Below are 26,220 nucleotides of genomic sequence, written 5' to 3' on the forward strand. Positions count from 1 at the left end.
GGGAGCAGGATCGATCTTTCGATGCCGCCCGGCAATTCCGGTTGCGTCCGAAGGACGTCCGAGCCGCGATCAAATCGACATTCCAAATGGAATTTTTTCTGGGATCAGGTGATGGGCAGGCTGGGGCGCCTAGAGATGCTGGCGGATGAAGGCTCCCACCATGTCGACGGCTTCGCGCGCTGCCTGCAACTGGGCAAGGTTGGAGGGAAAGACATGCGTCATGCCTTCCCAGATATGCAGCGCCGCCTCGCCACCCGCGTTCGACGCTGCCTCGACAACGCGGCGTGAATCGTCGAGCAGGATCTCGTCATAGCCGACATGGACCAGCAGCGGCGGCAGGCCGCCCAGAGGCTGATAGAGCGGCGAGGCGCGCGGATCGGTAGGGTCGGCGCCCTTGAGACAAAGGTCGGCCGCCTTTTTCAGCTCGTCGCGTCTCACCAGCGGATCGGATTCTGCTCTCGTCAGCATCGAGCCGCCGGCCAGCGCAAGGTCGGTCCATGGCGACATCAGCGCTGCGCAACGGGGCATGACGCCGGTGCCTTGCCTGGCTTTGGCGGCCGCCAGCGCCAGCAAAGACAGGGCAAGGCCACCGCCGGCCGAATCGCCGGCCATCGCGATCGCCTCGTAGTCCATGTCGCAAAGGCCGGTGAACGCGGCTTGGGCATCCTCGATGGCGGCAGGGAAAGCATGCTCCGGCGCCAGCCGGTAGTCGGGAATGAAGGCCGGCGCGCCGGCGCGTTGCACGATCTGGCTGACGAAGTTGCGATGACCGATGGCGGAGCCCAGAACATAGGCGCCGCCGTGCAGGTAAAGGATCGCGGCGCGGGTTGCCTCGGTCTCTGGCCGGCACCACCAGCCCGATACCACTCCGACCGTCGCCCTCTCGAAGCTGACGCCGTCGGCGGCAGGCGTGTGTTGCATCAGGTCTTCGAAAGCCGGGCGCGACACCGGCGAAAACTCAAGCGCGGGCAGCGTGGACAGCATCGTGCGCATCGCCTGCATGACCGCGCGGTCGCGCTCGTCCTCGGGGTGGATTTCAACGCTCATAACGGGCCTGCCCGGATTACGGCTTGAGAAGTTCGGTGCGGAATTGCGGCGCGAGCGCCGCGGCTTTGGCGAGGAAGGCGCCGAATTCCGCCGGGCTGAGTTCCGGGGCGGCGGCAGTGCGACTCTCCACCGGTGTGCCGACTTGGGCGAAAAACTTCTCCTGTCCCGCCGGCGCGCACAGACACAGCATGCGCACGTCCGTGCCCGAGACATTGCGGAAGGAATGCGGCGCGTTGGCAGGGATGTTCACCGTCATGCCTGCCTTGGCCACGCATTTTTGGCCACGGAAGGTGAATTCGATCTCGCCTTCCAACAGGTGAAACGTCTCCTCGAAATCGTGCCGGTGGGGACCGGGACCGCCGCCGTCGGGAACCTTCATGTCGATGAGGCAGAAGCGCCCAGCCGTCTGCGCGCCGGAAAGCAGGATGGTGTAGGTGTCGCCCACCACCGCCAGATGCTGGAGCGACGGATCGTCGGGATCGACAATCGACAACTGGCGGTTGGGATCGTCGGCAGGGATTGTAAATTCAGGCATGTCTGATCTCCAGGGTCGGCGAGGCTCCCAGCCTTCTGTCAGTGGTAGCTGCTGGCTGGTGCCAAAGCACCAAAAAGCTCGTTCGACCGGCTGGACTCACTGTCCCACGGATGGAACAGTCGCCGGCATGATCGATCTCAACGATTTGCGCGTCTTCGAAAGAGTGGCGGCGACCAGCAGTTTCTCGGCGGCCGGCCGCGCGCTCGGCCTGCCGAAGTCGACGGTCAGCCGCAACATCGCAAGGCTCGAGCAGCAACTGGGTGCGCGGCTGTTCCAGCGTACCACCCGCGCGGTGATCCTGACCTCCGCCGGGGAGGCGTTGCAGGCACGTTGCGCCGACCTGATGGCGCGGATTGACGAGACGGTTGCCTATGTCGAGGGCCTGAGCGGCGAGCCGCGCGGCCTGCTGCGGGTCAGCGCCGGGATCGGCTTCGGCATTAACGTCCTGTCGCGGCACCTGCCCGAATTCCTTGCCCGCTTTCCCCATGTCGACGTGTCGCTCGACCTGACAAGCCGCGACCTCGATCTTGTCGCCGAGCGGGTCGACGTGGCGATCCGGATGGGGCCGCTGCCGGATTCCGCACTGGTGGCGACACGCCTTGGCAGCGTGCGCCGCTGCCTCGCCGCTGCGCCGGACTATCTCAGCCGGCACGGCAAACCGCTGACGCCGGCCGATTTGTCAAAGCATGAATGCATCGAGATGCCCCGCGGCGATGGCCGGATGCGGACCTGGCATTTTTACCGGGGCGGCGAGATGGCCGCGGTCGATGTCCACAACCGGGTCAGCGTCAACGATGCGTTGACCATTCATCAGCTCGTCCGCAACGGCGCGGGTCTGGGCGTGCTTTCCACCTATCTCTGCGTCGACGATTTCGCCGAAGGCCGTCTCGTCCCGCTGCTCGCCGATTGGGACATCGCACCGGTCGAGGTCAATCTCCTCTTCCCGAGCAAGCGCGAGTTGTCGCAAACCGTGCGCAGCTTCGTGGATTTCATGCGCAAGGTTTCAGTCCCCAACGAGCACTGGCAAGGCGGCATCGTCGCGACGGGCTGATGCCGGTATTCTCCCGCCTTGCGGGGCACCTCAGATCGGCAGTTCCAGCGTGTATTTGATGGTCTGGCTGGGAACGTCGGTCTTGACGTTCTGGACGCCCTTGATGCGGCTCAGATGCTCCGACTGGAAGCGGCGATAGTCGTCGATGCTGTCCGCCACGATGCGCACCATGGCGTCGCAGTCGCCGAGCATCAGGTAGCATTCCATGACCTGGGGCAGCTTGGCCACTTGGGTGGCGAAATGCTCGATCGTGTCCTCGTCCTGCGCCTTCAGCCAGATGCGGGTGAAGAAGGTGAGGCCCTTGCCGATGCTGGCCGGATTGAGCACGGCGACATAGCGGTCGATGACGCCGGCCTCCTCCAGGAGCTTCACGCGGCGCAGGCAAGGCGAGGGCGACAGGCCGACTTCATTGGCCAGATCGTTGTTGGCCATGCGGCCGTCGCGCTGCAGTGCGCGCAGGATGCGCTTATCGATCTCGTCAAACTTCATGGTGTCGAATTCCATCTTTTTTGGCATCCGTGACATTCAGTGCCAAAAATAGATGGAATGCGACGATGTTCGCAACCAAATTGCGGAGGGATGTGGGTATCTTTGCCCTTGGCATCACGAGAGTTCAAAGGCAGGGAAGCGGCGGCCGCGAGGCCGGCCGACGGCAAGGCATGAGCATTTCCGGGACATGAGCATTTCACAGACAGTCGAAGCGGCGGGCGACGGTTCGGGATCGGAGTTCCGCCGGGGCGTGACATCCTGCGCGCCGGTGCTGCTCGGTACCATTCCCTATGCGCTGGTGCTCGGCGCGCAGGCCACGCAGAAAGGGCTGAGCACGGTCGAGTTGTCCATGATGACGGGGCTGAACTTCGCCGGCGGCTCGGAATTCGCGGCGATTCAGTTGTGGACGTCGCCGCCGCATATCCTGCTCATCGTCGCCATCACCTTCCTGGTCAACAGCCGTCATCTGCTGATGGGAGCGGCGCTGGCGCCGTTCCTGCGCGACCTGCCGCGGCGCAAGGTGTTTCCGGCACTGTTCTTCATGTGTGACGAAAGCTGGGCGCTGGGCTTGACCGATGCCAGACAGCGCACTGCTGCCGGCATCACGCCGGCCTTCAGCCCGCGCTACTACATGGGTGCCGCACTGGCGATGTATCTGACCTGGGTGGCCTTCACCACGCTGGGCGCCTTGCTTGGCCCGATGCTTGGCCATGTCGAGACCTACGGTTTCGATATGGCGTTTCCGGCGGTCTTCCTGGTGCTGATGCGCGGCATGTGGAAGGGAGTGGCGGCGGCACGGCCCTGGCTGGTCAGCCTGGTTGTCGCCGCACTCATCTATCTCTTCGTTCCCGGCGCCTGGTACGTCGCGGCGGGTGCGGTGTCGGGGCTGGTCGCGGCCTGGCTGATGGCAGGTGACGCATGATCGATGGGGCGACCGTTTTCACCATCGTGCTGATGGCCAGCGTCACCTATCTGACGCGGATCGGCGGCTATGTCGTGCTGCGCAACCGCGTGCTCAGTGCCCGTGCCACGACGGTGATGGAGGCGGCACCCGGTTGCGTGCTGATCTCGGTCATCGCGCCGGCCTTCGTGTCCCGAAATCCGGCTGATCTCCTGGCGCTGGCCATCACCTTTGTCGCCGCGACGCGCCTGTCCATGCTGCCGACCGTGCTGATCGGGGTCACCGCGGCGGGTCTGCTCAGGCATTTCATTGGCTAGAAACGAAAAAGGCAGGCGGTTAGAAACGAAAAAGGCAGGCGCGGGCGCCTGCCTTTGATACGATGCAGATCCGTCCTCTAGGCGGCTGTCGCGACATCCCGGCTTGCCGCCACCACGGCATCTACCTTGGCGGTCGCCTTGGCCAAAGCGGCCGCGACCGCGTCGGGGCCCATGCTGACGCCTTCGATGCGGATGACATCGACATCGGTCATGCCGAGGAAGCCGAGCACGCCGCGCAGATAGGGAATCGCGTGATCGAACTGCACGGCCGCACCTTCGGAATAGACGCCGCCCGAAGCCAATACGACATAGACCTTCTTGCCGGTGACGAGGCCCTTGGGCCCGTTTTCACCATAGGCGAAGCTCCTGCCGGAGCGGGAAATATGGTCGACCCAGGACTTCAGCGTAGAGGAGATGTTGAAGTTGATGAAGCCGGTGGCCAGGATGACCGTGTCGGCGGCGAACAATTCGTCGAGCACGACGTCGGAGACGCCGACGACCTCGGCCTGGCGCTGGGTGCGGGCTTCAACGGGCGTGTAGATGCCGGTTGCATAGTCCGCATCGATATGCGGCAGCGGGTTGGCGACGAGGTCGCGCACGACAAGCGTGTTCGAGGGATCGGCGGCGACGAGCTTCTCAGCGAATTCGGTGGCGATGCGGGTCGAGTGCGAGGCAGCGCCGCGCGGGCTCGAAGTGACGAGAAGAATGGACATAGCGGGTCTCTCCAGTGGAATGAATTGTCCCGCCACATATGGGGCTATCGATCCATCGGATAAACTGGTATATTTTCTATACGATCCATCAATAAAATAGATATCGTCATGCAACCCAATCCGACACTCGACCAGCTGCAGATCCTTGTCGCCGTAGCCGACACCGGGAGTTTCTCGGCCGCCGGCCGCAAGCTCAACCGGGCTCAATCCGTCATCAGCTATGGCATCGCCAATCTCGAGGCGCAGCTTGGGCTCAAGCTGTTCGAGCGCGAGGGCACGCGCGAGCCGCAACTGACCGAGATCGGCCGGGCGATGCTGGAGGATGCAAGGCGCATGATTGGCGTGCTGCAGCGTATGCGTTCGCGCGCCGACGGCCATCATCACGGGCTGGAAGCCGAGGTGGCGCTCTCGGTCGATGCGTCGTTGCCCTCATCGGTACTGGTGCGGGTGCTGAAGGCGTTCGAGATGCAGTTTCCGACCGTGATGCTGCGCCTGCATATCGGCACGCTCGGCCTGATCCCCGATCATGTGGTCAGCGGACAGGCCGATCTCGGCATTGGCGGCTTGCTGGGCGATGTCGACGTGCATCTGGTGCGTATCGGCTTCATGTCGATCGTGCTGGCCGCAGCCCCCAGCCACCCGCTGGCGCTGCTGCCGAAACCGCTGGCGCTCGAGGATGTGCGTGAACACACCCAGCTTGTCGTGACCGATCAGTCCGAACGCACCAAGGGACGCGATTTCGGGGTCTTCGCCTACCGGACCTGGCGTCTCACGGATATGCGCACCAAACACATGCTGATGCGCGAGGGCCTCGGCTGGGGCGGCCTGCCGCGCTGGCTGATATCAGACGATCTGGCAAGCGGCCGGCTGGTGGAAATCGACCTTGAACCCTTCAGCGAGGTGCGCTCGCCGCTGTTTGCCATGCATCGCAACGACACCAGCCCGAAGCCGGCGGCCGCCTGGCTGATCGAGCGGTTCAAGCGCGGGCTTGGCTGCTTCAACGAGTTCGAGCCGGGTGAGGTGCCCGCGGAAGAGCCGGAAACGTCCAACGCGCAAGGGTGAGCTCGGCGATGGCCGAACGAGGACGTCAGGCCGCAACAAGGCATTGCCGTTCCCTTGTTGGCAGCCGGCTTGGCACCCGGCGCCTCAAATAGATTGCGATCGAACTCTATCTCTGATATAAATGTCGAACGAAATCTAAATTAGAGGTCGACATGAGAGTGAGCCGTGCGCAGGCGGAAGCAAATCGCGAAGCGGTGATCGACGCCGCGAGCCGGCTTTTTCGAGAGCATGGCTTCGATGGCATCGGGCTGAAGGACCTGATGAAGGGCGCCGGCCTCACTCAGGGTGGGTTCTACAAGCAGTTCGAATCCAAGGACGATCTGGCCGCACAAGCATCGAGGCGGGCGATGGAGCACGCGACCCGGAGATGGTCGGCCGCTGCCGCCGCAAGCCCTGACCCGCTCGAGGCCGTGATCGGTTTCTACCTTTCACCCGGACATCGCGAAACGAAGGGCGAGGGTTGTCCATTGGTGGCGCTTGGCTCGGACGCGGCGCGTCAAAGCGAGGAGGTGAGAGAGCCATTCCAGGATGGCATCGCGGCTCACCTCGAGATTCTCGACCAATTGATACCTGGGGCCGAGGGACCGGGAGACCATCGCAAAGCCATGGCGGTGCTGTCGCTCATGGTGGGTGCTGTAACGATCTCCCGCATACTGAAAGATGAGGAGATGTCGCGGCGTTTTCTCAGCGCTGCCGCTGGCGAGGTCAGGCAAATTGCGGCTTCGCGGGAATAGCTCCGCTCCGGTACGCACTGCGCACGTTTGACGACCTCGCGGCGCGCCATTCGCCGAAATGAACAAGCGGTGATCGCGATGTGGTCGCCACGACGCTGTCGCGCGAAGGGGATCCAACAGAATGACAACCGGAGTAAACATGCGTCGTATCGTTATTACAGGCATGGGAGCAGTTAGCCCGCTCGGAGCCAACGTGGCGACTTCCTGGTCCCGCCTCTTGGCTGGTCGCTCGGGCATCCGGAGGCTTGCGGACGATGTCGTGGGAGACCTGCCGGCAAAGATCGGCGCAACGGTTCCCTCCCTGCAGGAAGACCCCGAAGCCGGCTTCGACCCAGACACCGTCCTGGCCCCGAAGGAACAGCGCAGGGCAGACCGCTTCATCCTCTTCGCACTGGCGGCGGCGGAAGAGGCGCTGTCCCAGGCGAAGTGGAAACCAGTCTCGAACGATGACAAGGCCCGTACCGCGACGATCATCGCTTCGGGTGTCGGAGGATTTCCGGCGATAACCGAAGCTGTGAGAACCGTCGATCAGCGCGGTGTTCGGCGTCTGTCGCCATTCACCGTGCCATCGTTCCTGGTGAACATGGCCGCGGGACAGATTTCCATCCGATACGGCTTCAAGGGACCGCTTGGCGCTCCGGTGACGGCGTGCGCGGCCGGCATTCAGGCGATCGGCGACGCGGCGCGTCTTATCCGCGCCAATGAAGCCGACATCGCGGTGTGCGGCGGAACCGAAGCCTGCATGAACGCGGTCAGTCTCGGCGGTTTCGCGGCGGCACGCTCCCTCTCGACATCCTTCAATCACCGTCCCGATCAGGCCTCCCGTCCGTTCGACATGTTGCGTGACGGCTTCGTCATGGGTGAGGGGGCCGGTGTCCTGGTCGTCGAGGCATTGAGCCACGCGCTCGCGCGTGGCGCCAAGCCGCTCGCCGAGCTCGTCGGCTACGGCACGACGGCGGACGCTTATCACATCACATCGGGTCCCGAGGATGGCGACGGTGCGCGCCGAGCCATGGAGATCGCGATCAGCCAAGCGGGCATTTCGGCACGGGACGTCCGCCATCTCAATGCGCACGCGACCTCCACGCCGGTCGGCGATGCCGGGGAGATCGAGGCGATCAAAAGGGTCTTTGGCGCGGATTTCAGCATAGCTGTCAGCGGGACAAAGGCGGCGACCGGACATCTGCTGGGAGCGGCCGGCGGGCTTGGCGCCATCTTCACGATCCTTGCGCTCAGGGATCAGGTCGCGCCGCCGACGCTCAACCTGACTGCCCCCGATCCGACCGGCGACGGGATCGATTTCGTCGCAAACCAAGCCCGGCCAACGGAGATGGACTACGCGATCTGCAATGGCTTCGGCTTTGGAGGGGTCAATGCCAGTGCGTTGTTCCGGCGCTGGACGGACAAGTCATCCAGCGCGAGCGCCGAAGGATCCTCCGGCTGAGATTGCCCCTGACCGCGCCCGCGCATGCCGCATTTCAAGAACACAAATCCAGCTCAAAGAAAGAAGCGAATTCCATGAACAAGATCAATCCCGGCGTCGCCTTGGTGACAGGGGCATCTTCCGGCATCGGCCGCGCTACGGCTGATGCCTTGCTAAGCGCGGGCTATCGCGTATTCGGAACCAGCCGTCGCACGGCCTCCAAGCAATCCGACGGCGTTACCATGCTGACCTGCGACGTGACCGATGATGCGTCTGTCGCGAAACTCGTCGATGACGTCCTGGCCAAGGCCGGACGCATCGACCTGCTCGTCAACAATGCCGGCATGGGTCTGTTTGGCGGTGCGGAGGAGTCCTCGACCGCCCAGGCCCAGGCGCTGTTCGACGTGAACGTCTTCGGCGTCTTCCGCGTGACCAACGCGGTGTTGCCGGCAATGCGGCGCCAAGGGAAGGGCAGAATCGTCAATCTGAGTTCGGTACAGGGGTTCATCCCAGCCCCCTATTTCGCGCTCTACGCGTCGACCAAACATGCCATCGAGGGCTATTCCGAATCGCTCGATCACGAATTGCGCCCGTTCGGCATTCGCGTTTCGCTGGTGGAGCCGGCCTACACCCGTACTTCATTCGAGGACAATCTCGCCGCCCCCGATCAGTTGCTCGATATCTATGACTCCGCGCGCTCCGGCATGACCATGGCCGTGCGGAAATCGATGGAAAAAGGCGATGCGCCCGAAGTGGTAGCGGCGACGATCTTGGCCGCTGCGGTCGATCCCGCTCCGAAAAAGCGCTATGCGGCGGGAAAGATGGCGCGCCAGGTCAGTTTGCTGCGCCGCTTCGTCCCCGCATCCGCATTCGACAAAAGCCTGAGAAGGCAACTCGGGCTGCCGGTCTGAGACGGGCGTTGGTTTACCGCTGTTTCGAAGGAAACGATGAATCGCGTCAGGCGCGGGACAGTCCGTCGATCAGCGCCATGAGAACGGCGCGATAGTCCTCGGTCGAGGCGCCGGCCTCGATGGCAAGTGCCGCGCGGTCGAACGCAGCAGCAAGCAGCGCGGTCAGTGCTTCCGCCGGCAGTCGTGTCATCGTGTTGGCGCGCATGGCCGTGACCAGGCCCTCGCGCAGCGCGCGGTTGCCGTGGCGGTTGTCGATCGCGTCCATGGCGGCGCGGCCGAGCACGGCAGGGCCATCAAGCAGCAACAACCGCGTGCGGCCGGGCACGCGCATGGCGGCGAGATAGGCGTCCGAGCCGGCGATCAATGCATCGCGGGCTTCCAGCGAGGAAGGGGAGGCGCGATCGATCTCGTCGGCCACTGCCTGCGCCTCCTGCTCGACCACGGCGGCAAACAGCGCCTGCTTGTCGGCAAAGTGGTGGTAAAGCGCGCCACGCGTCACGCCGGCGGCGGCGGCGATCTCCGGCGTGCCCGTCTCGGCATAGGATTTTTCCGTGAACAGTTTTCGCGACGCCGCGATCAGGTAGGCGCGCGTCGCCTCGGTGCGGTCGCGGTTGGAGCGACGCGCGGATTCTTGTTGCATACATACAGCCTGTATGTAATTCAATTTACATGCAGACTGTATGTTAGTTGACGGGAGAAGGAAAGATGAAGACCACGAGCTATTATCCGGTGCTGATGACCGGCGACGTCGCCGGCACGGCGGGCTTCTATGTCGAGCATTTCAGCTTCAAGCCGCTGTTTGAAAGCGACTGGTACGTGCACCTCCAATCGGTGGAGAGCAGCAGGGTCAATCTCGGCATTGTCCAGGGCGACCACGAGACGATCCCGCAGGAGGGGCGGGGGCGCATATCAGGCCTGCTGATCAATTTCGAGGTGCGCGATCCCGATGCGGTCTACGAGCGGATTCTTGCCGCCGGGCTGCCGATCCTGCGAACGCTCCGCGACGAACCTTTCGGCCAGCGCCATTTCATCACCAAAGACCCCAATGGTGTGCTGATCGACGTGATCAAGCCGATCCCGCCCAGCGACGAATTCCTGGCAAAGTACGCGCAGGGCGCGGCGGGGAGGTGAGGCCGCTAGCCAGCCCGCGCCACCGGCGTCACCGTCACCTGGCTGATGCCGGTGCGACGCACCACGGTGCATAGCGTCTCGCGGCCGATGCGTTCGGCGTCGAGCATGCGCACGAGGTCATCGACACCAGTGACCGGACGCCCATCGATGGCGGCGATGATGTCGCCCTCCTTGAGGCCTGCCCTGGCCGCCGGGCCGTCCTTCTCGATGCTGCGCAGGCGCACCGCCGTCTTGCTCGACACTTGCGACAGCAGCGCCGCGCGGCGCGGCAGGTTGACGGTGTCGGCCGAGATGCCGATGAAGGCGCGGCGCACGCGGCCGAAGCGGATGATTTCCGAAATGACGAACCTGGCGGTGTTGGAGGCGACCGCGAAGGCGATGCCTTGCGCACCGTGGATCATGGCGGTGTTGACGCCGATGACCTCACCGGCCGACGACACCAGCGGCCCGCCGGAATTGCCCGGATTGAGTGCCGCGTCGGTCTGGATGACATCGTCGATCAGCCGGCCGGTCGAGGCCCTCATCGAGCGGCCGAGCGCGGAGACGACGCCCGAGGTGACGGTCCATTCGAAGCCGAGCGGGTTGCCGATGGCAATGGCGATCTGGCCGCGCCGCAGCCGCTTGGAATCGCCAAGCGGCGCGACATCGACGAAGCTGCCGTCGGCGCGCACCAGCGCGATGTCGGTGTCGGGGTCGCGGCCAAGCACGTGGCCTTCGCTGGAGGCGCCGTCGGGCATCGAGACGCGCACCGTTCTGGCGTCGCCGACGACGTGGAAGTTGGTGGCGACCAGCCCGTCCGGCGCAATGACGAAGCCGGAGCCGTGGCCGCCTTGGCCGCCGAGCCGCTCGATGCGGCAGACGGCCGGACCGATGCGGTCGACCGCGTCCGCGACGGTCATCGAATAGGCGTCGAGCAATGTATCGTCGGGTTCGAATTTGGCGGCGGCGAGGGCCATGGAAGGGCTCCGTGTTTTCAGGCGTGGCGATGCCTTTTTCCTTTAGGTGCCGTTCTCCCGAAACCGCTGAGCACTTTTGGGCGACACGCACTATATGTGCGGAGCGGCCGGAAGCGCCGCGACCTGACCAGATGGCCAGTCAAACCGGCAACTAGCCGTCAGGCGAGTACCTTCCAGCGTGCTGCCGCGCGATATCTGGGACATGCAAGAACCCAGGAGGCCATTATGAGCGATTTCAATCTGAGTGCGTTTTCCCAAGCCATTGCCGATCTCGCCGCCAAGGCGGCGCCGGCAATGGCGAGCTTCGCCACGCACCATCACCGCACGGCAAGCGCGTTCCATTGGGGCGACGGCTATTTCGTCACCGCCGAGGAGGCCGTCGAGGCGGGCGAGGAGATCGAACTGACGCTGGCCTCAGGCGGGACGGTGAAGGCCGAGCTGGTCGGCCGCGATCCTTCGACGGGCGTTGCGTTGCTGAAGCCCGCAGATACCGCCACGACGCCTGTACTTGCCAGGGCCGATGCCGTTCGGCCTGGGAACATCGCCATAGCCATCGGCAGCAGCCAGGGCTCGGCGCTCGCCGTATCGGGCTCGGTCGGCGAAGTCGGTCCGGCCTGGCGCTCTATGCGCGGCGGCACCATCGACCGGCGCATCAATCTGGCTATCGGCGCCGGCGGCCGTTTCGAGGGCGGCCCGGTGCTGGACGCCAAGGGCGCGCTGATCGGCATGCTGTTGTTCGGGCCGCGCGGCCGCGCGCTGGTCATGCCTTACGAGACGATCGAGCGAGCCGTTGCCACCTTGCGCGAAAAGGGGCATGTCGCGCGCGGCTATCTCGGCGCCGGCCTGCATCCGGTGCGTGACCGCGACGCCAAGGGCGCGATGGTGATGAGCCTCGACGACAGTGGCCCCGCCAAGGCCGCCGGCCTGTCCCTGGGCGACATCATCGTGGCGTGGAACGGCGAGACCGTGCACGGCCCGCGCGACCTGATCCGCAGGCTCGGGCCCGACAGCGCCGGGGTTTCTGTAACCCTAGGCGTGGTGCGTGGCGGCGAACAGCGCGATGTGACATTGACCATCGGCGAAAAACCGCTGAGCTGAGAGGATCGATGGAAACGCTCGCCGGCGATCGGATCATGGCGGACGGCGCCGCCTCGCGGCGGCTGGTGGTGCTGGTCGCGCTTGCCGATGCCGCGCGCGCCGAGCATCTGGCCGCCTCGCTTGCCGCCTCCGATGACCTGCTGCCGGTGGTGGCTGGCGGCGGCAGGGCCGATGTCGCCATCGTCGACGAGAGGAGCGGAGATGCCGTGCCAACGTCCATGCCGCGCGTGCTGCTGTCGGGACGTGCCGGCGGCGAACGGCCTGCCGGCGAGGTGTTTGCCGTCATGCCAACGGACGCGGACGATTTGCTGATCGCCGCGGCGGCACGGCTGGCGGCGGCCGGCTATCGCGTTTCGGGCGATGGCAGGGGCGGACGGCATGAGGATTTCCATGCCGGCGAGAGCGAGCCGTTCGAGGATGAAGCGGACGAGCAGGCCACCCGGCCCGCGCTGTCGCCCCGCGAGGCGGAAGTGCTGGCGCTGCTTGCCGAAGGCGCGCCCAACAAGGTGATCGCACGCCGGCTCAACATTTCCGTGCACACGGCGAAGTTCCATGTCGCCGCGATCCTGATCAAACTAGGGGCGGCCAACCGCACTGATGCCATCGCCATTGCGATGCGGCAGGGGCTGGTGCTGGTTTGATATTGCTCAGACCGCCGGTTCGATGTCGGTCAGCCGGAAGTCATCACCCTTGAAAAGCAACGGCATGGCTTCGAGCCGCGCTGTGGCGTAGGCGATGCAGTCGCCGAAGTTCAGCGCAGCCGGATGCCGGCCCTTGCCATAGCGGAGGAATGCCTGGCGGGCGACAGCCGCATGGTCAGCTGTGAACGGGACTGTTTCGATCGAGGCGGTGTGCAGGAAGCTGTCGAGCCGATCCAGGATTTCATCTTGCCGGCCGCCCGCAAGTACCATGGTCGTTTCGAGAAAAGTTGGGGCCGGCAACAGCCGTCTGTTGGCCTGCGTGATCGCGAGCACGAAACGTTCATACGCTGGCTCGAGACGCAGAATGGCGACCAGGACCGAGGAGTCGATGATCATTTCGTCGGGATTCCAAACTCGTCGTAACCGAGGATTTCGTCGTCAGTCATCGCATTTTCGCGTTTTGGGATTTTTCCGGCGCTTTCGGAAATCGCAAGCAATCTCTGATACAGGTCGCTGGTTTCTTCACGCGGCACCAGCCGTTCGCGCGCCACTTCACGCTCGAGGCTCTGACGAATAGCCTCTGTCACAGACACGCGACGGCGGCGGGCGAGTTCGCGCGCCAGTTGCTCGACTTCCATGTTCTTGATCGAAAGCGCCATTCTATATCCTACCTGTTTGTATAGAATATATACCGGACTTCCGCCAAATCCAACAGATGATCCGACTAGCCTCCGCAGCGTCACCATCGCCTTCCGTGGCAAGCACTTGTATCCCGCCGCGCCACAGGCAAGGATCGTGAAAAGAACCAGTTCAGGCGGAGGAAAAATGTCGCTCAAGGGAAAGACGCTGTTCATCTCCGGCGGGTCGCGCGGCATCGGCCTGGCGATCGCGCTGCGCGCCGCGCGCGACGGCGCCAATGTGACGATCGCCGCCAAGACCGCCGAGCCGCATCCGAAGCTGCCGGGCACGATCTACACCGCGGCTGAAGAGATCGAGCAGACCGGCGGCAAGGCGCTGCCAATGCTGTGCGACATCCGCGAGGAGGCGCAGGTGGCCGAGGCCGTAGCAAAGACCGTGGAGAAATTCGGTGGCATCGATATCTGCGTCAACAATGCCAGCGCCATCCAGCTTACCGGCACGCTGGAGACCGACATGAAGCGCTACGACCTGATGCATCAGATCAACACGCGGGGCACCTTCCTGGTGTCTAAAATGTGCATTCCGCACCTGAAGTTAGCCAGCAATCCTCACATCCTGAATCTGGCGCCGCCGCTCGACATGAAGGCCAAATGGTTCAAGAGCCACGTCGCCTACACCATGGCCAAGTTCGGCATGTCGATGTGCACGCTGGGCATGAGCGCCGAGTTCGCCAAAGACGGCATCGCGGTCAATTCGCTGTGGCCGATCTCGACCATCGACACGGCGGCGGTGCGCAATCTTCTGGGTGGCGCGACGGTGGCGGCAATAAGCCGTTCGCCCGACATCATAGCCGATGCCGCGCATGCCATCTTCATGCGGCCGTCACGCGAGACGTCAGGCAATTTCTACATCGACGAGGAGGTGCTGCGCGCCGAGGGCGTCAGCGACTTTTCGGTCTACGCGCCCGGCGCGACCGGGCCGCTGGCCGGCGACTTTTTTGTGCCGGACGAGGTGTTTGCGAATTCCAATACGAAGATCAGGACGACCTTCTAAAGATGCCTTGGGTAGTCCATTCGCTGATGCAAAATGCGTACAACGTCGATTGATCGATCGGCAATTCGCAAAAAAAGTACATGAGAGCCAACGGCATACTTCAACAGACCAGGGCGAATATTCTCCGCGTTTTTTGCCATCGCCGGAAATTGGTCTATCAAATTTATGATTGAGCGAATGGTGCGGATATAGGCCTCCGCCCGCTCGGCTCCCCATTCTTTCAGGGAGTGATCCCAAATCTGGTCGAGATCTGCTTTCGCTTTCGGCGAGAACCTGACGGTTCGCTTCATCCACGCTTCTTCGACTCTAGAAAAGCGTCGAAGTCGAACGGCTCTGGATCGCCTGACATATCCCCTTCATCTATGGCAAAGCGGAGTTGCTCCAGCTTTAGCTCTTGCTCTTCCAAAAGACGAAGGCCGGCTCGAACGGTTTCGCTTGCCGACCCAAAACGGCCATTCGCTATCTGCCGCTGGATAAAGGCGTCGTACTGATCGCCTAGGGTGATGGAGGTGTTCTTGGGCATGGCGGGTCTCCAATACCAATAGATGGTATCAACTTACCCGAATGCCAGCAAGCACTCGGATGAGCGAGGCTTCACGCCACGTCCTTCTTGCCGCTTCATGGGCTGGTTCCGGTGGTTCTCTCGTCGGTGCTGGACCCGTATTTCGGTCAGCTCGCCGCGGTCTGCGAGGCAAATCGCGGCAGCAAAAAACCCCGCCGGAGAGGGCCGGCGGGGCTCAGTGCGTCCCGCTGGAGTCGGGACGGGGCAGGGAACGCCCAGTCATGAATCTGGGGTAGGCTGCCTCACGTTTCAATGAGCCGGACCTGATGCCCGGACAATTCTTGTTGACCCCGGGCTGTCGTCCGCATTCCCGCCCATCCCGGTCCTCCGGGATGGGGCCTTGTTGCCGATCTGATTCCAGAAGCCGGCTCAAGCTCCTGGAAATACAGATTTAATGGACCATGATCTTTCCGGATCAGGATCAGTTGTTGCTGGCCACCGGCGCCACCAGCGGGGTGATGCGGCGGATCGCAACACGCCGGTTCTCTCGGTTGGGCGCCGAGGTGTCGACTTTCAGATACTCCTCGCCATAGCCCTGCGTCGTCAGGTTCTCCGCCGGGATGCCGAAGGCGTTGGTCAGTGCTTCGGCAACCGCTTCGGCGCGGCGATCCGACAAGGCCAGGTTTGCCTCCGGCGTGCCGACGGCGTCGGTATGGCCTTCGATCAGGAAGGTTTCGGCCGGGTTCTTCTTCAAAAGCTTCTCCATGGCGTCGGCGACGCCTTGCAGCTTCTGCACCTCGGTATCGGAGATCGAGGACGAGCCGAATTCGAAGTTCAGCGTGTCAAGGTCGATGCGCCGCGCAATGTCGCGCACGCGCGCCGAACGCTTGACCTCGTTGATCGAATAGAGACGCTGGACCCGCTCGACCGGCGGCTGTTCGAGGAAGGTGTAATAGTCGTCGTCGCTTTCGACATCCTCTGAATCCAGGATGTAGTCCCGGCGCGGGATGGTCAGCCGCATCGGCGGCAGGTCATCGCCGGGATCGCGCCAGTCGTTTTCATCCTCATAGTGCCGCTCGTCGACATAGCTCAGCACATATTCGCGTCCGTCCGGCGCAATGCGCGAACGCTGGATGACGTCGCCATAGCGGTTGCGGATGGTGACGATCCGGACACCGTTGTCACGTTCGACGACTTCCCGGGTGCGATCGCCCGACAGATCCTCATAGTACACATTCCTGGCGCCGCGGGTCATGCGCGGGGCATCATTGCTTTGGACGAATGTCTGGTTGTTGAACTGCAGGATGACGCGGTCGCCGAGTTCCCTGACGACATTGACGCCTTTCGGACGCTGGCGGTCGCGGACGTTCTCATCGGGTGCACGCTCTACGCGCTTGCCCTTTTCCTCCGTCACCGGGGCGATTTTTTCAGGCTGGATTGCCTGTTGGGCCGACTTGTCGTCGGTGGGCGGCGGACCTTGGTCGACAGGAGCGACCAGGGGCTTGCGGCCCTGATCGGCACCTTGCTGAGCGTTTTGGCCACCATTCTGCTGCTCGCTATTCTGCTGCTCGCCATTCTGGTTGGCCGGTTTCCTGCCGCCCTGGCCGTTCTCGCCGCGACCCTTGCGTCGGGCATCCTTCTGGCTGTCGAGAATAGGGGCGGCGTTCTTGTCAGCGGGTGCCTCGCCCTGCACGGAGGTTTCGCCCTGGACAGGCGCGGCCTTGCCGCCGGTGGCAGGCTGTTCACCCGTCGCCGGCTGCTCGCCAGTCTGCTGCTGTTGCCCATTTGCGGGCTGCTCGCCGTTTGCAGGCTGCTCCGCGGCCGGCTTCCTGCCGTGCTTCTTCGTCTTGTCCTGGGGTTGTTCGCCCTGGGCCGGAGCCTGTTCGCCCTGGGCGGGAGCCGGTTCGCCGGCAGGGGCCTGCTCCGCCTTGGGTGTCGGTTGTTCGGCCGGAGCTTCCTTCGGGGTGGGTACGGGCGCGGCCTCTTGCTGGCCCTGCTTGTGCTTCTTGCGCGGGTTCTCGCCTGGCTGGTTGTCGTTGGCAGGGGCTGCCTCGCCGGCCGGCGCCTGCTCGGTCTGCTGTTGCTGCTGATCGCGCTTTTTCCTGCGTGGCTGCTGCTCGTCCGTGGCGGGGGCTGCCTCACCGGCTGGCGCCTGCTCGGTCTGCTGTTGCTGCTGGTCGCGCTTTTTCCTGCGCGGCTGCTGCTCGTCCGTGGCGGGGGCTGCCTCACCGGCTGGCGCCTGTTCGACCTGCTGCTGCTGGTCGCGCTTTTTCCTGCGCGGCTGCTGCTCGTCGGTGGCGGGGGCGGCTTCGCCGGCGGGTGCCTGTTCGACCTGCTGCTGCTGGTCGCGCTTTTTCCTGCGCGGCTGCTGTTCGTCGGTGGCGGGAGCGGCTTCGCCGGCGGGTGCCTGTTCGGCCTGCTGCTGCTGGTCGCGCTTTTTCCTGCGCGGCTGCTGTTCGTCGGTGGCCGGAGCAGCCTCGCCGGCGGGTGCCTGTTCGGTCTGCTGCTGCTCGCGCTTCTTGCGCTCAGACTTCTGTTCCCCTTGCTGTGCGCAGGCTTCGGCCGATTCGCCCTCGGCGCAAGCCGCCTGGGCCAGGACCAACGGTACGGTGCCGCGCTGCATGGAGCCGAACGCGGCACTTCCCTGAAGCGGGGATGCGCCCAACGGCGCGGATGCCATCAACAGGCCAAGTGCTGTGCCTGCCAGAATCCGTGGTTGGCGTTTCATCGAAATTTCTCCTTGTGGGGTCCCATCCCTGCCCAAACCTTCATCATCCATATTGGTTCCGGTTTGCGGGCATTACCGGCAACGAAGGACGATTGACCGGCGTTTTGAAGGCAACTTCATGTTTTTCCTATGGTGGGGCGGCTTTGGCGGCGATCGCGGTGCTTGACCTCGGCGTCCGCTGGGGCCACATCCCGAAAATGGAAACGCCGTTCTGGAAAACAAAGACGCTGGAAGAGATGAGTCCGGCCGAGTGGGAGTCGCTCTGCGACGGCTGCGGCAAATGCTGCCTGTCGAAGCTCGAGGACGAGGATACCGGTGAGATTTACTGGACCAGCGTCGGCTGCCGGCTGTTCGACGCGCAGACTTGCCGCTGCGCCGACTATGCCAACCGGCTGGCGCGCGTTCCCGATTGCGTCGGCCTGACGCCACAGAACGTGCGCACCATCAGCTGGCTGCCCAGCACCTGCGCCTACCGGCTGGTGGCAGAGGGCCGCGACCTCTATTGGTGGCACCGGCTGGTGTCGGGCAGTGCCGAGACCGTGCACGAGGCCGGTATCTCGATGCGCGGCCGCGTCAAGGCGAGCGAGACCGAGCTCGTCGAGCCCGAGGATTATTTTGACTATATGCTCGACGAGGAGCCTTGAGGCTCATAACCGCAAGGCGCGCCGGAAGCATGAACCGAGGCAGGGCGTTTGGGGGGGCATATTGGTGGAGAACCGGCGAAGCTTTCCCTTTCCCGTCACATGAACCGCAGATGAACGGCGAGTTCGTAAATAGTTCAGACAGGCCAGTGCATTCTCCCACCATCGGTTTCACGAGGACGGGCGCAAGCCCGCAACAAGGAGAGAGAACCATGTACACCACGATCAAGACGGCAGCCCTTTCGGCCCTGATCGGCCTCGGCACGCTGGCGGCCATTCCCGCCCATGCCGACAGCCTCTATCTCGGCTTCGGCAACAACAACGACCCGCGCTTTGGCGTCTACGCCGGCGACGACGGCTACCGCCATCGCCGTGACGAGCGCCGCGACGACTGGCGCGGCGACGGCTGGCGCCGTGGCTGCTCGCCGGACCGGGCCCTCGACAAGGCCGAGCGCATGGGGCTGCACCGCGCCCGCATCGTCGACACCAACCGCCGTGTCGTCAAGGTCATGGGACGCCAGTATGGGGACCGGGTCGTGATCGTGTTCGCCAACGAGCGCGGTTGCCCGATCATCAACCGCTGAGCGGGAGGTCTGGTCGTAGCGGCATGATCCTCTGCGAGGGTTATGCAGGGAGACACGACCTCCGGGAGGTCGGTCTGGAGTAGCGGGCCCCTTTCCCAATCGGACGGGTGCGGCTCGACAAAACCCCGCGGGAGCGATCCCGCGGGGTTTTTCATGCGCTGGCGGATAATCCCACGGCCGGGCATGGGCTCGGCCAATGGAATCACCGGAACCGGCTACTTCAGTTCGAACGTAACGGTGACCTGGACGTTGTAGGCGTTTTCGCCAGCTTGTACCGGAGCCGCGCCGGCCGCGGCATCGAAGGCTTTGGCGTTGATCGGCATTGGTGCCGGCCTGATGTTCTGATCCGTGATCTCGAGTACCCGGCCGAGGCTGACGCCGGCCGCCTCGGCGAGCGTCTTGGCCTTCGCCATGGCGTCGGCGACCGCCTTCTTGCGTGCTTCGGTGACGGTGGCCGCCGGATTGTCGTTGGTGAAGGCGATGCCGCCGCCCTGGTTGACGCCGAGCGACACCGCCTTGTCGAGAATCTCGCCGGTCTTGTCGACGTCGCGTACGCGCACCGACAGCGTGTTCGTCACCTGGTAGGCGACGAGTTCGGCCTCCTGGCTGCCGTCCGGCTTGTTGGTGTAGTTGTAGCGCGGATTGATCTGGATGCCCGCGGTCTGCAGATCGCGGTCCTTGATGCCGGCCGCCTTCATCGCAGCGATCACGGCGGCCATGGCGTCGTTGTTGGCGTCGAGCGCCGCGCGCGCGGTCTTGGCCTCGCGCATGACGCTTAGCGTCAAAAGGGCGAGGTCGGGGGCAACGGTTGCTTCGCCTTCACCCGACACGATGATACGGGGCGGCGTCGGCAAATCGGTGGCTCCAGCCATCGCCGGAAAAGCGACTGCAGCGGCGAGCGCGAGGGGCAAAAGGTGTTTGGTCATGAAAATCTCCTTGGTCTGCGATCAGGTCGCAAGCGTCGCGTAGAGCGCGATTATGGGTTGATTTGGGCGATCTGCGGAAGCCCGTCGGGAAAGCCTTGTGCCGCGATGCGAAAAACATTAATCCAGCGCACGTGGGGCCTGTAGCTCAATGGTTAGAGCCGGCGGCTCATAACCGCTTGGTTGGGGGTTCGAGTCCCTCCGGGCCCACCATAACCGTTGATTTTGTTGACAAAAATCGCCCTGGGCCCAAAACGTTTTGGGCCCATTATGGGCCCAAAGCAAAGACCACGGTCCCGGTTTGTTCCGACTCAATTTGATTATCTGACGATGCGCAGGTTTGCTCGCCGCTTCATCGCGTCGCGTTTGGCCTCGCGCTCGTTGATGGCACGGGCAATATCAACTGCGATCCGCTTCTTGTTGGCCTCGCGCACGTAGTCATCCGTTACCGCCATGGAGGAATGGCCCATAGCCTCCATTATGGCCCGCGCTTGGATGTTGCATTCAGCGAGGTAAGTGCCGAAGGTGCGGCGCAGGCCATGGAGCGTGTAGCCGCTAGGAATTCCCGCCTGCCGCGTCCAGTGCTGCATCATGCCCGACAGGCTCTTTTCTGAAAACGGGTTGCCATAGCCGTTCTTCAAGACGGTTCCCCCCTTCGAGCGGTCAAGCGGATCCAGCGCTGCCGCCAGCTTGTCTACGACTGGGATGAACATCTCGCGCCCGCCGTGGCGGTTGCGGTTCTTCTTCTGTCGGAAATCAAAGGCCTCGATTAGCACCAGCGAGCCATCGAACAGTTCAATCTCTTCGGTTAGAAGATCATCCCACGCAAGCGCAGCGATATCGCCGCGACGATTTCCAAGCCAGAAGCCGAGTGCGTAGCAGGTGCGTGCGGCTGTCCCGACGGGGTGTCGCTCCTCGAACGTTTCGCGCATCGCGATCGGCCAGGCCGGGTTCTTGGTCGATTTGGGCACTCGCACGCGGATGGACAACGAGGGATCGTCCTGCGGCTTTATCCATTTTTCGATGTCGGTCGCGACCCATACAAGCTTCTTTATGGCCACCAACATGTGTTTGGCGACCGTACGGTTTGTTCTGAAGATGCCTTCAATTATGGCGCGAAGCCGATCCGCGTCGAGGTGTTCGACTGGCGTTTCGCGCCACGTCAGCGGATAGGCAGGATCGACCTTCAGGCTGAGAAAGCGCTCGATCAGTCGCGCATTCTTCCGCTGCGTTGCTTCATCAAAATCCAGCCACTCCATCGTGGTCTCAAGTCGACGCGCGGCATGGCCAAATGTTTTTGGCAGTGCCCGACCGGGCAAATCGATAATAACAGCATTCTTATGTTGGCCCTGCGTGGCATTCTCGTAAGCCACCTCGAACTCGGGATCTCCTGGCTTACCGGGAAGTTGGATTTCAGGCATGCCTTTTGCACGGTAGCGGTAAGTTAGCTTGCCATTCTTGATACGCGAAGAGATCCCAGGATAGCGCGCATCCTTAAAGGGCCTAGCCATCAACGTTCCTTCCAGACTTTCTCCGCCGGTGATCAGCTCGCGGGGAGTTCTCCAGCATCGCTTGCAGCGAAAGGGTTTTGCTTTCGATTGCAACGCGCAGGAGCAGAGGGTAGGGGAACCCTCTGCCTTGCTCTATGCCTTCAAAGGTGCGCTTTGGTATTCCCAGCGCCTTGGCCGCGGCTTCGGCAGTGACCCCCCCCTTTGCCCGCCAGGCTTTGACTTCTTGCGCAAGTTTCTCATTCTCGTTCACGTCATCCCTTCCGCACGAGCTATCAGCGTACTACGTCTACAGCGTATACGCAACAAGCGTATTATCGTTTTTCAACGTCCCGTTTGCTTCGTTCCAACAGCTCTTGAAGGCCGGTATCTTTGTCCGGCAACGAGGTGAAAGCAATATCCAGTGCGACACGATCCCAGACAGCGCGGCTGTTGATGCGCTTGGGCTGGGGCATCCGACCATCGGCGACCATCTCGTCAAAAAGCGTCGATCCGACACCGATGTAACGAGCCGCTTCCTCACGAGATAGCCCTCGTGGGGCATACGAGATTGCGTCACTCTTCATGGACGCTGCCTCGGTCCTGGCAATCCAGGCGAGTTGGTATCGAAGCGCAAAAGCCACATCCTAGTTGCCAATTCGTAGCGAGGAGATCGTGTTGGGCTAAAATAAGAAAACCCTCGTCAAGCGGAACCGGCCTGACTAGTTCGTTCGGCGTAAATTGGCAGCAACGTGTGAACGGGGTGCATTCCGGCAGGAGCGCAATCCATAGGCAAGTCGGCGGAGGGTTTTCGCTGAGCTGGCGATCAACGACCCACTACTCGGGACGTCGCGTTCGGGGCCGGGAGCGGACTGATTGGTTCTGGCGAGCGATCATGGGCTAGCAGCCATACCGCTCCCGACCTCCCTACGGTCGACGGCAGCGCTGGTCTCACCAAAAACGGCCACCAGAATAGGCTTGCTGATATTTCAGATCAATTGCGGACATTTGCAGGCGTTCGCGCCCGATACGCCCTAGTCCGCCCTGGAAACCGGGATCAGGGCGTTTCCATCTCGGAAAATTTCAACTAGGTGCACGTTCTTGAGCCCGTCCCAATATCGCGGATTTATGTGCTCGAAGACGATCATCTGGAACTCTTTTCCCATTTCATTTGCGGTGGAGATGAACTGGTCCAAAAGCTCCAGTGCCAACTTGACCTTTGCGACATCGCTTTGGTCGACGTCCTTCTCGCCCTCCCCATCCTTCCGATCATCCTCGCCCCAGTAAGGCCTCGAGAACTGATCAATAATCAGGAACGGTGCCACGTGAATGCCGTCGTTCCGCATAACTAGTTCATGCAGGCCAAGGAACAGAAACAGGTGAAGGAACATGTGGTTGGAACTGCTGCCCACGTTCTCGGTCGATGCTGTTCTGGGCTTGCGCAGATGAAGCTTCTTTTCCGAATAATTGAAGGCGGAACGATATTCGCCATAGTTCCCCAGCGCTGCCTTCGTTAGAGAAATATAATCCTGGATTGCTTCATCAAGGGCGCTGGTGAACAGCTCTTGCCGATCGTTGACAGGTGACACAGCGAGGTCTTCGATTTCAGCTGTCAGGTTTGCGATCAACTCGCTGTTGTCTGTAACCTTTTCTGACTCTAGATCGCCGTACAACTCAAGCTTGGCCTTCGTTTCGCCGATGAAGATATACTTATCTTTATCGGTCTCGAAGCTCTCCATCTCGGCGGGAAGGGCTTGAAGGTCTTTTTCGAGCTTCTCGCGCTGAGATTCCAATGCCTTGATAATTTCGGAGATGTTGCTGTCCAACGGCGTCTTTCTCGCAGTAGCGTCTTTAATCTGCTGTAGACCCTCGGAAAGGTTCCTGAGGATGTCGTCGAATACGGATGTCCGAACCGTCTCCTCGTAGTTCCTCATCAGATATTCAACGGGCTGGAGGCTATCCGCTGTCTCCTTGAGGGTCACCTTATGATTTCCATACTCCGAAGCGAATTTGCGAAGCCCCCTGATCTTTCGAGAAACTCGGTATAGCTGCGAAGAAATCTCCTCATACTGCGCGGACACATACAGATCGGGGCCACTCTCCCGCTCCGTCACCATTCGCTTCAGCGCGGTGACTGAAGCATCCGCGTCTGTATTGTCGGCGACTAGTCCATACCCCTTCGCCCGCGCGACGGTTTCAGCCAATTGGGCGTTAAACTGATCGCGCTTTTCCTGCGTTTTCGCGGTCAGTTTTTCAAGGCGGGCGAGGCTTCGCTCCAACTCCGTCCGCTTCTCTCGCTTCAGTATGTTCTCGACCGTGTCGATCCCCACAGCAATGTCGAATATGCGCGGTAAGGCCTCTTGGTAACGAGGCTCGTTCTGCTTGTCGAAAAACTGATCGCTATGCGTGATTATATCTTGAGAGATCGTGTTGAAGAGCAGGAAGTATCGCAGCGACACCCTAGAGCCGGTTTGCAACGTTCTCCCGCCAAAAGGAATTTTGACGTCTTGGTCGATGCCGAAGTCAGCGCTCAATTGCTTCTTCAAGACGCTTTCGCTGATATTCGGTATGGGCACGGAGTCCGGCACCTCCCCTATTGACGAGAAGTAGTAATCAGACGATGTGGTCTTTCCTGCCGGTGCGCGTCTCGCCAGCGTATAGACCTTATCGTTCACATGAATACGCAGTCCGTACCAGGCGACATTTTCGTTGATAATGCTCTCAGAAATACGATGCTTGCTCGCGAACATGCAATAATCTACGATATCCAGGATGGCGGTTTTACCAGTGTGGCTGTCTCCGGTGATCACATTCACCTTGTTCGGCAAGAACGTAACGGACCTTCTTTGTTCGGTATTGAGCCACAGGTACAGGCTTTCGATGTAGAATTTCATAGCTCGATCCTCGCATTGAGGTAGAAAATTTCAGCATTGCCAGAAATCAGGGCAGCTATGTTTGATGACGCGCGCTTAACGCGCTCGGCGCGTTTGCCCATTGATGCGTCGAAGGGTAAGTCAGACGCTACCACCGCACCGTCGTCCTTCAATTGAAGCACGCCCATCTCATACAAAAATTGCAGGGCATTGACGGTCGGAGTAAGCGACGCAAGGTATCGCTCATTAAAATTGTAGAAGAATTCGATGTTATCGATCAGATACTGCTCAAAACTTGCAAATCTGAATCGGCCGTTGGCAAGCTTTGTTACCATCTGACGATGCGCCACAACTGGCAAGATCAACGCAATTTGGGGGATCGTTAGAAATCCCGCCTCTTTCAGCACAGAGGAGATCGCGAACGCATTGATCCCGAGATTATTGTAATATGAACTGAACTTCACTTGTAGCGGTCTTTCCAGTCGCTCAACCAGCCAATCACCGGTCGATCAGAGAGATCGTAGAACCCGCCATGACTCATGGGTATCGGAAGCTCCTGCGAAGCAAGCGTCAGTTTTCTCTGCCGCAAATCTCCGACAATCGCACGGGCAGATGCGCCCTCATCACCAGTTGACTGTTGGGCTGAGTAGGCCTGAAGGAACTTGCCTTCCCAAATGACGGAAGCCTCTTCCTCCAAATCGTCAATATCGGATTGGGTGATATCCCCGTCTTGGATCAGTCGTTCCATATTATCGCGAAAGTGCAACCGCCTGGTGGTGAACTTCGTATGGAACTCAACGTTATCCTCTGAGATGTCATTGATATCCACCAATTGCTTGATGAACGTCTGGTCGAGTAGACTGTCCGGCAAAACAGGCGGAAATCTTCTGAAAAGCAGACCGCCGCTCCGAGCTTTATCGAAATATCGTCGGTATTTCTGGGTGAATTCGTCAAAGCTGATCGTGATTTTCTGCCCTGCCTTGACGGTGGCATAGGAATTTTGCCGTACCTCTGAGTCGATGGCGTGAAAAACGTCGTCAATACGTGATTGGTGTATCTGCTTCTCGGCGATGGACGCTCTGCATAGGTTGATGATTTCGTCCTTCCCCAAAGCGAACGACAGGTGCTCAAAAAAGCTCTCTGACACGGCGGCGTCGAGTGAGAGCACGTCATCGATGTAACCTTGAATCACCTGGTCTTTGCTTTTCGCCTTGAGCAACGTGATCTCAGCGACAAGCTCAGCATGACTTTTGGTGCTAGCCTTGAAGGTTTCAATGGATATCAGAAAGGCATTTTTGTCATTTTCTGACTTGTTGGATGCGAGCAGGAAGCTAGTCTTTTTAAGAAATGCAAGCTGAGAATCCACCGACGCCCGTCCATCCGCCGGGTCGATGATCAATTTGCACCAGTTCGAAATCGATTTCCAAAGATCGCTGTCCAACGTCGTAAGGTTGATAGGAGCGCCATGTGCACTCGTCTGAACTGTGTGCTTCAGCTGGACAAGTAGATTAGTGCCGTCTGGACGCTCGATATGAACGTCATCTAAAACCTCCAAGCCCACAACTTGGCCGATTTTTAGGTTCAGCAGCTCATTTAGAAAATAATAGTACTGGTAGTCGAAACCAATTGATTTATCTTCCGCACTAGTCGTATCGACGCGCGACCTTCCGCTCATGGCCTACCAACAGGATTCGAGAAAACACGCTCCAAGTAATTACGCCGACACCTAGCAGCTGCCAATCGCTATTTCAATGTACTAACGATAGGATTTGGAGCTAAGA

Annotated in this window: 31 protein-coding genes and 1 tRNA gene; 14 read left to right on the top strand and 18 right to left on the bottom strand. The window is 61.5% G+C overall.

Translation table 11 applies throughout. The annotated features are described in order from the left end of the window. Positions 1-129 precede the first annotated feature (129 nt). Positions 130-1,047, bottom strand: a complete 918-nt coding sequence (locus tag MESOP_RS12270) for an alpha/beta hydrolase (protein ID WP_013893654.1) — start codon at positions 1,045-1,047, stop codon at positions 130-132. 16 nt (positions 1,048-1,063) lie between these two features. Beyond that, complete coding sequence (locus MESOP_RS12275) at positions 1,064-1,582, bottom strand: cupin domain-containing protein (RefSeq protein ID WP_013893655.1); 519 nt, start codon at positions 1,580-1,582, stop codon at positions 1,064-1,066. A gap of 127 nt (positions 1,583-1,709) precedes the next feature. Here MESOP_RS12275 and MESOP_RS12280 point away from each other — a divergent pair, with 127 nt between their 5' ends. Continuing rightward, the gene (locus MESOP_RS12280) at positions 1,710-2,633 is read left to right on the top strand and encodes a LysR family transcriptional regulator (protein ID WP_013893656.1); all 924 of its coding nucleotides are present in this window, start codon (positions 1,710-1,712) and stop codon (positions 2,631-2,633) included. A gap of 30 nt (positions 2,634-2,663) precedes the next feature. Here MESOP_RS12280 and MESOP_RS12285 read toward each other — a convergent pair whose 3' ends face one another. Then, positions 2,664-3,122 (bottom strand): Lrp/AsnC family transcriptional regulator, encoded by a 459-nt coding sequence (locus MESOP_RS12285; RefSeq protein WP_013893657.1) that lies wholly within the window; start codon positions 3,120-3,122, stop codon positions 2,664-2,666. Positions 3,123-3,309: 187 nt separating this feature from the next. Between MESOP_RS12285 and MESOP_RS12290 the strand changes: the two genes are divergently transcribed. Beyond that, a complete protein-coding gene (locus MESOP_RS12290; RefSeq protein WP_013893658.1) occupies positions 3,310-4,044 on the top strand; it encodes an AzlC family ABC transporter permease in 735 nt (244 codons plus the stop codon). Then, positions 4,041-4,340, top strand: coding sequence for an AzlD family protein (locus MESOP_RS12295; RefSeq protein WP_013893659.1), 300 nt, complete (start codon positions 4,041-4,043; stop codon positions 4,338-4,340). The genes MESOP_RS12290 and MESOP_RS12295 overlap by 4 nt, the downstream gene beginning before the upstream one ends. Positions 4,341-4,417: 77 nt before the next feature. On the opposite strand, the gene MESOP_RS12300 is transcribed toward MESOP_RS12295, so the two are convergent. Beyond that, a complete protein-coding gene (locus MESOP_RS12300; RefSeq protein ID WP_013893660.1) occupies positions 4,418-5,053 on the bottom strand; it encodes an FMN-dependent NADH-azoreductase in 636 nt (211 codons plus the stop codon). Between the two features lie 108 nt (positions 5,054-5,161). On the opposite strand from MESOP_RS12300, the gene MESOP_RS12305 reads away from it, so the two are divergent. From MESOP_RS12305 to MESOP_RS12320, 4 genes are all read left to right on the top strand, one after another. After that, positions 5,162-6,115 carry a LysR family transcriptional regulator gene (locus MESOP_RS12305; RefSeq protein ID WP_013893661.1) on the top strand — a complete coding sequence of 318 codons (954 nt, stop codon included), beginning with the start codon at positions 5,162-5,164 and terminating at the stop codon, positions 6,113-6,115. Between the two features lie 152 nt (positions 6,116-6,267). After that, entirely contained in the window at positions 6,268-6,849 is a 582-nt protein-coding gene (locus MESOP_RS12310) for a TetR/AcrR family transcriptional regulator (RefSeq protein ID WP_013893662.1), read from the top strand. Between the two features lie 139 nt (positions 6,850-6,988). Further along, positions 6,989-8,293 (top strand): beta-ketoacyl-ACP synthase II, encoded by a 1,305-nt coding sequence (gene fabF, locus MESOP_RS12315; RefSeq protein ID WP_013893663.1) that lies wholly within the window; start codon positions 6,989-6,991, stop codon positions 8,291-8,293. Between the two features lie 74 nt (positions 8,294-8,367). Next, entirely contained in the window at positions 8,368-9,183 is an 816-nt protein-coding gene (locus tag MESOP_RS12320) for an oxidoreductase (protein WP_013893664.1), read from the top strand. A gap of 46 nt (positions 9,184-9,229) precedes the next feature. Here MESOP_RS12320 and MESOP_RS12325 read toward each other — a convergent pair whose 3' ends face one another. Next, positions 9,230-9,823, bottom strand: a complete 594-nt coding sequence (locus tag MESOP_RS12325) for a TetR/AcrR family transcriptional regulator (RefSeq protein WP_013893665.1) — start codon at positions 9,821-9,823, stop codon at positions 9,230-9,232. Positions 9,824-9,888: 65 nt separating this feature from the next. Here MESOP_RS12325 and MESOP_RS12330 point away from each other — a divergent pair, with 65 nt between their 5' ends. Then, positions 9,889-10,314, top strand: coding sequence for a VOC family protein (locus tag MESOP_RS12330; protein WP_013893666.1), 426 nt, complete (start codon positions 9,889-9,891; stop codon positions 10,312-10,314). Positions 10,315-10,319: 5 nt separating this feature from the next. On the opposite strand, the gene MESOP_RS12335 is transcribed toward MESOP_RS12330, so the two are convergent. Continuing rightward, positions 10,320-11,270 carry a S1C family serine protease gene (locus MESOP_RS12335; protein WP_013893667.1) on the bottom strand — a complete coding sequence of 317 codons (951 nt, stop codon included), beginning with the start codon at positions 11,268-11,270 and terminating at the stop codon, positions 10,320-10,322. Positions 11,271-11,495: 225 nt separating this feature from the next. Here MESOP_RS12335 and MESOP_RS12340 point away from each other — a divergent pair, with 225 nt between their 5' ends. After that, positions 11,496-12,368 carry a S1C family serine protease gene (locus tag MESOP_RS12340; RefSeq protein ID WP_013893668.1) on the top strand — a complete coding sequence of 291 codons (873 nt, stop codon included), beginning with the start codon at positions 11,496-11,498 and terminating at the stop codon, positions 12,366-12,368. 8 nt (positions 12,369-12,376) lie between these two features. Beyond that, positions 12,377-13,009 carry a helix-turn-helix transcriptional regulator gene (locus MESOP_RS32960; RefSeq protein ID WP_013893669.1) on the top strand — a complete coding sequence of 211 codons (633 nt, stop codon included), beginning with the start codon at positions 12,377-12,379 and terminating at the stop codon, positions 13,007-13,009. 6 nt (positions 13,010-13,015) lie between these two features. Here the strand turns inward: MESOP_RS32960 and MESOP_RS12350 are convergent, their stop codons facing one another. Both MESOP_RS12350 and MESOP_RS12355 read right to left on the bottom strand, forming a co-directional pair. After that, positions 13,016-13,405, bottom strand: coding sequence for a type II toxin-antitoxin system VapC family toxin (locus tag MESOP_RS12350; protein ID WP_013893670.1), 390 nt, complete (start codon positions 13,403-13,405; stop codon positions 13,016-13,018). After that, positions 13,402-13,668 carry a type II toxin-antitoxin system VapB family antitoxin gene (locus tag MESOP_RS12355; protein WP_013893671.1) on the bottom strand — a complete coding sequence of 89 codons (267 nt, stop codon included), beginning with the start codon at positions 13,666-13,668 and terminating at the stop codon, positions 13,402-13,404. Before MESOP_RS12355 ends, MESOP_RS12350 begins: the two co-directional genes overlap by 4 nt. Before the next feature lie 166 nt (positions 13,669-13,834). Here MESOP_RS12355 and MESOP_RS12360 point away from each other — a divergent pair, with 166 nt between their 5' ends. Beyond that, positions 13,835-14,701: an SDR family oxidoreductase gene (locus MESOP_RS12360; RefSeq protein WP_013893672.1), complete on the top strand. Its 867-nt coding sequence runs from the start codon at positions 13,835-13,837 to the stop codon at positions 14,699-14,701. On the opposite strand, the gene MESOP_RS12365 is transcribed toward MESOP_RS12360, so the two are convergent. From MESOP_RS12365 to MESOP_RS12375, 3 genes are all read right to left on the bottom strand, one after another. Continuing rightward, positions 14,698-14,991, bottom strand: a complete 294-nt coding sequence (locus MESOP_RS12365) for a type II toxin-antitoxin system RelE/ParE family toxin (RefSeq protein WP_013893673.1) — start codon at positions 14,989-14,991, stop codon at positions 14,698-14,700. The two genes, MESOP_RS12360 and MESOP_RS12365, sit on opposite strands and share 4 nt — an antisense overlap. Continuing rightward, positions 14,988-15,224, bottom strand: coding sequence for a type II toxin-antitoxin system ParD family antitoxin (locus tag MESOP_RS12370; protein WP_013893674.1), 237 nt, complete (start codon positions 15,222-15,224; stop codon positions 14,988-14,990). The genes MESOP_RS12365 and MESOP_RS12370 overlap by 4 nt, the downstream gene beginning before the upstream one ends. A 460-nt stretch (positions 15,225-15,684) precedes the next feature. Next, positions 15,685-17,931 (bottom strand): OmpA family protein, encoded by a 2,247-nt coding sequence (locus MESOP_RS12375; RefSeq protein ID WP_013893675.1) that lies wholly within the window; start codon positions 17,929-17,931, stop codon positions 15,685-15,687. Positions 17,932-18,128: 197 nt separating this feature from the next. Here MESOP_RS12375 and MESOP_RS12380 point away from each other — a divergent pair, with 197 nt between their 5' ends. After that, positions 18,129-18,575: a YcgN family cysteine cluster protein gene (locus MESOP_RS12380; RefSeq protein WP_041164638.1), complete on the top strand. Its 447-nt coding sequence runs from the start codon at positions 18,129-18,131 to the stop codon at positions 18,573-18,575. A 209-nt stretch (positions 18,576-18,784) separates the two neighbouring features. Further along, positions 18,785-19,156 (top strand): hypothetical protein, encoded by a 372-nt coding sequence (locus MESOP_RS12385; protein WP_013893677.1) that lies wholly within the window; start codon positions 18,785-18,787, stop codon positions 19,154-19,156. Between the two features lie 215 nt (positions 19,157-19,371). On the opposite strand, the gene MESOP_RS12390 is transcribed toward MESOP_RS12385, so the two are convergent. Continuing rightward, positions 19,372-20,082 carry an SIMPL domain-containing protein gene (locus MESOP_RS12390; protein WP_013893678.1) on the bottom strand — a complete coding sequence of 237 codons (711 nt, stop codon included), beginning with the start codon at positions 20,080-20,082 and terminating at the stop codon, positions 19,372-19,374. A 134-nt stretch (positions 20,083-20,216) separates the two neighbouring features. Between MESOP_RS12390 and MESOP_RS12395 the strand changes: the two genes are divergently transcribed. Then, positions 20,217-20,292 (top strand) — tRNA-Ile (locus tag MESOP_RS12395). 107 nt (positions 20,293-20,399) lie between these two features. Here MESOP_RS12395 and MESOP_RS12400 read toward each other — a convergent pair. The 6 genes from MESOP_RS12400 to MESOP_RS12420 all read right to left on the bottom strand — a co-directional run bounded on the left by MESOP_RS12400 (position 20,400) and on the right by MESOP_RS12420 (position 26,114). Next, entirely contained in the window at positions 20,400-21,590 is a 1,191-nt protein-coding gene (locus tag MESOP_RS12400; protein ID WP_013530176.1) for a site-specific integrase, read from the bottom strand. Continuing rightward, the gene (locus MESOP_RS33565) at positions 21,583-21,840 is read right to left on the bottom strand and encodes a helix-turn-helix domain-containing protein (protein WP_081285649.1); all 258 of its coding nucleotides are present in this window, start codon (positions 21,838-21,840) and stop codon (positions 21,583-21,585) included. Before MESOP_RS33565 ends, MESOP_RS12400 begins: the two co-directional genes overlap by 8 nt. Positions 21,841-21,901: 61 nt before the next feature. Then, entirely contained in the window at positions 21,902-22,153 is a 252-nt protein-coding gene (locus MESOP_RS12405) for a helix-turn-helix transcriptional regulator (RefSeq protein ID WP_013530177.1), read from the bottom strand. A 447-nt stretch (positions 22,154-22,600) separates the two neighbouring features. After that, entirely contained in the window at positions 22,601-24,460 is a 1,860-nt protein-coding gene (locus MESOP_RS12410) for a DUF3732 domain-containing protein (RefSeq protein WP_013530178.1), read from the bottom strand. Then, a complete protein-coding gene (locus MESOP_RS12415) occupies positions 24,457-24,903 on the bottom strand; it encodes a three component ABC system middle component (protein ID WP_013530179.1) in 447 nt (148 codons plus the stop codon). Before MESOP_RS12415 ends, MESOP_RS12410 begins: the two co-directional genes overlap by 4 nt. Beyond that, positions 24,900-26,114, bottom strand: a complete 1,215-nt coding sequence (locus MESOP_RS12420; protein WP_013530180.1) for a hypothetical protein — start codon at positions 26,112-26,114, stop codon at positions 24,900-24,902. The genes MESOP_RS12415 and MESOP_RS12420 overlap by 4 nt, the downstream gene beginning before the upstream one ends. Positions 26,115-26,220 lie beyond the last annotated feature (106 nt).

Source organism: Mesorhizobium opportunistum WSM2075, assembly GCF_000176035.2.
GTDB lineage: Bacteria > Pseudomonadota > Alphaproteobacteria > Rhizobiales > Rhizobiaceae > Mesorhizobium > Mesorhizobium opportunistum.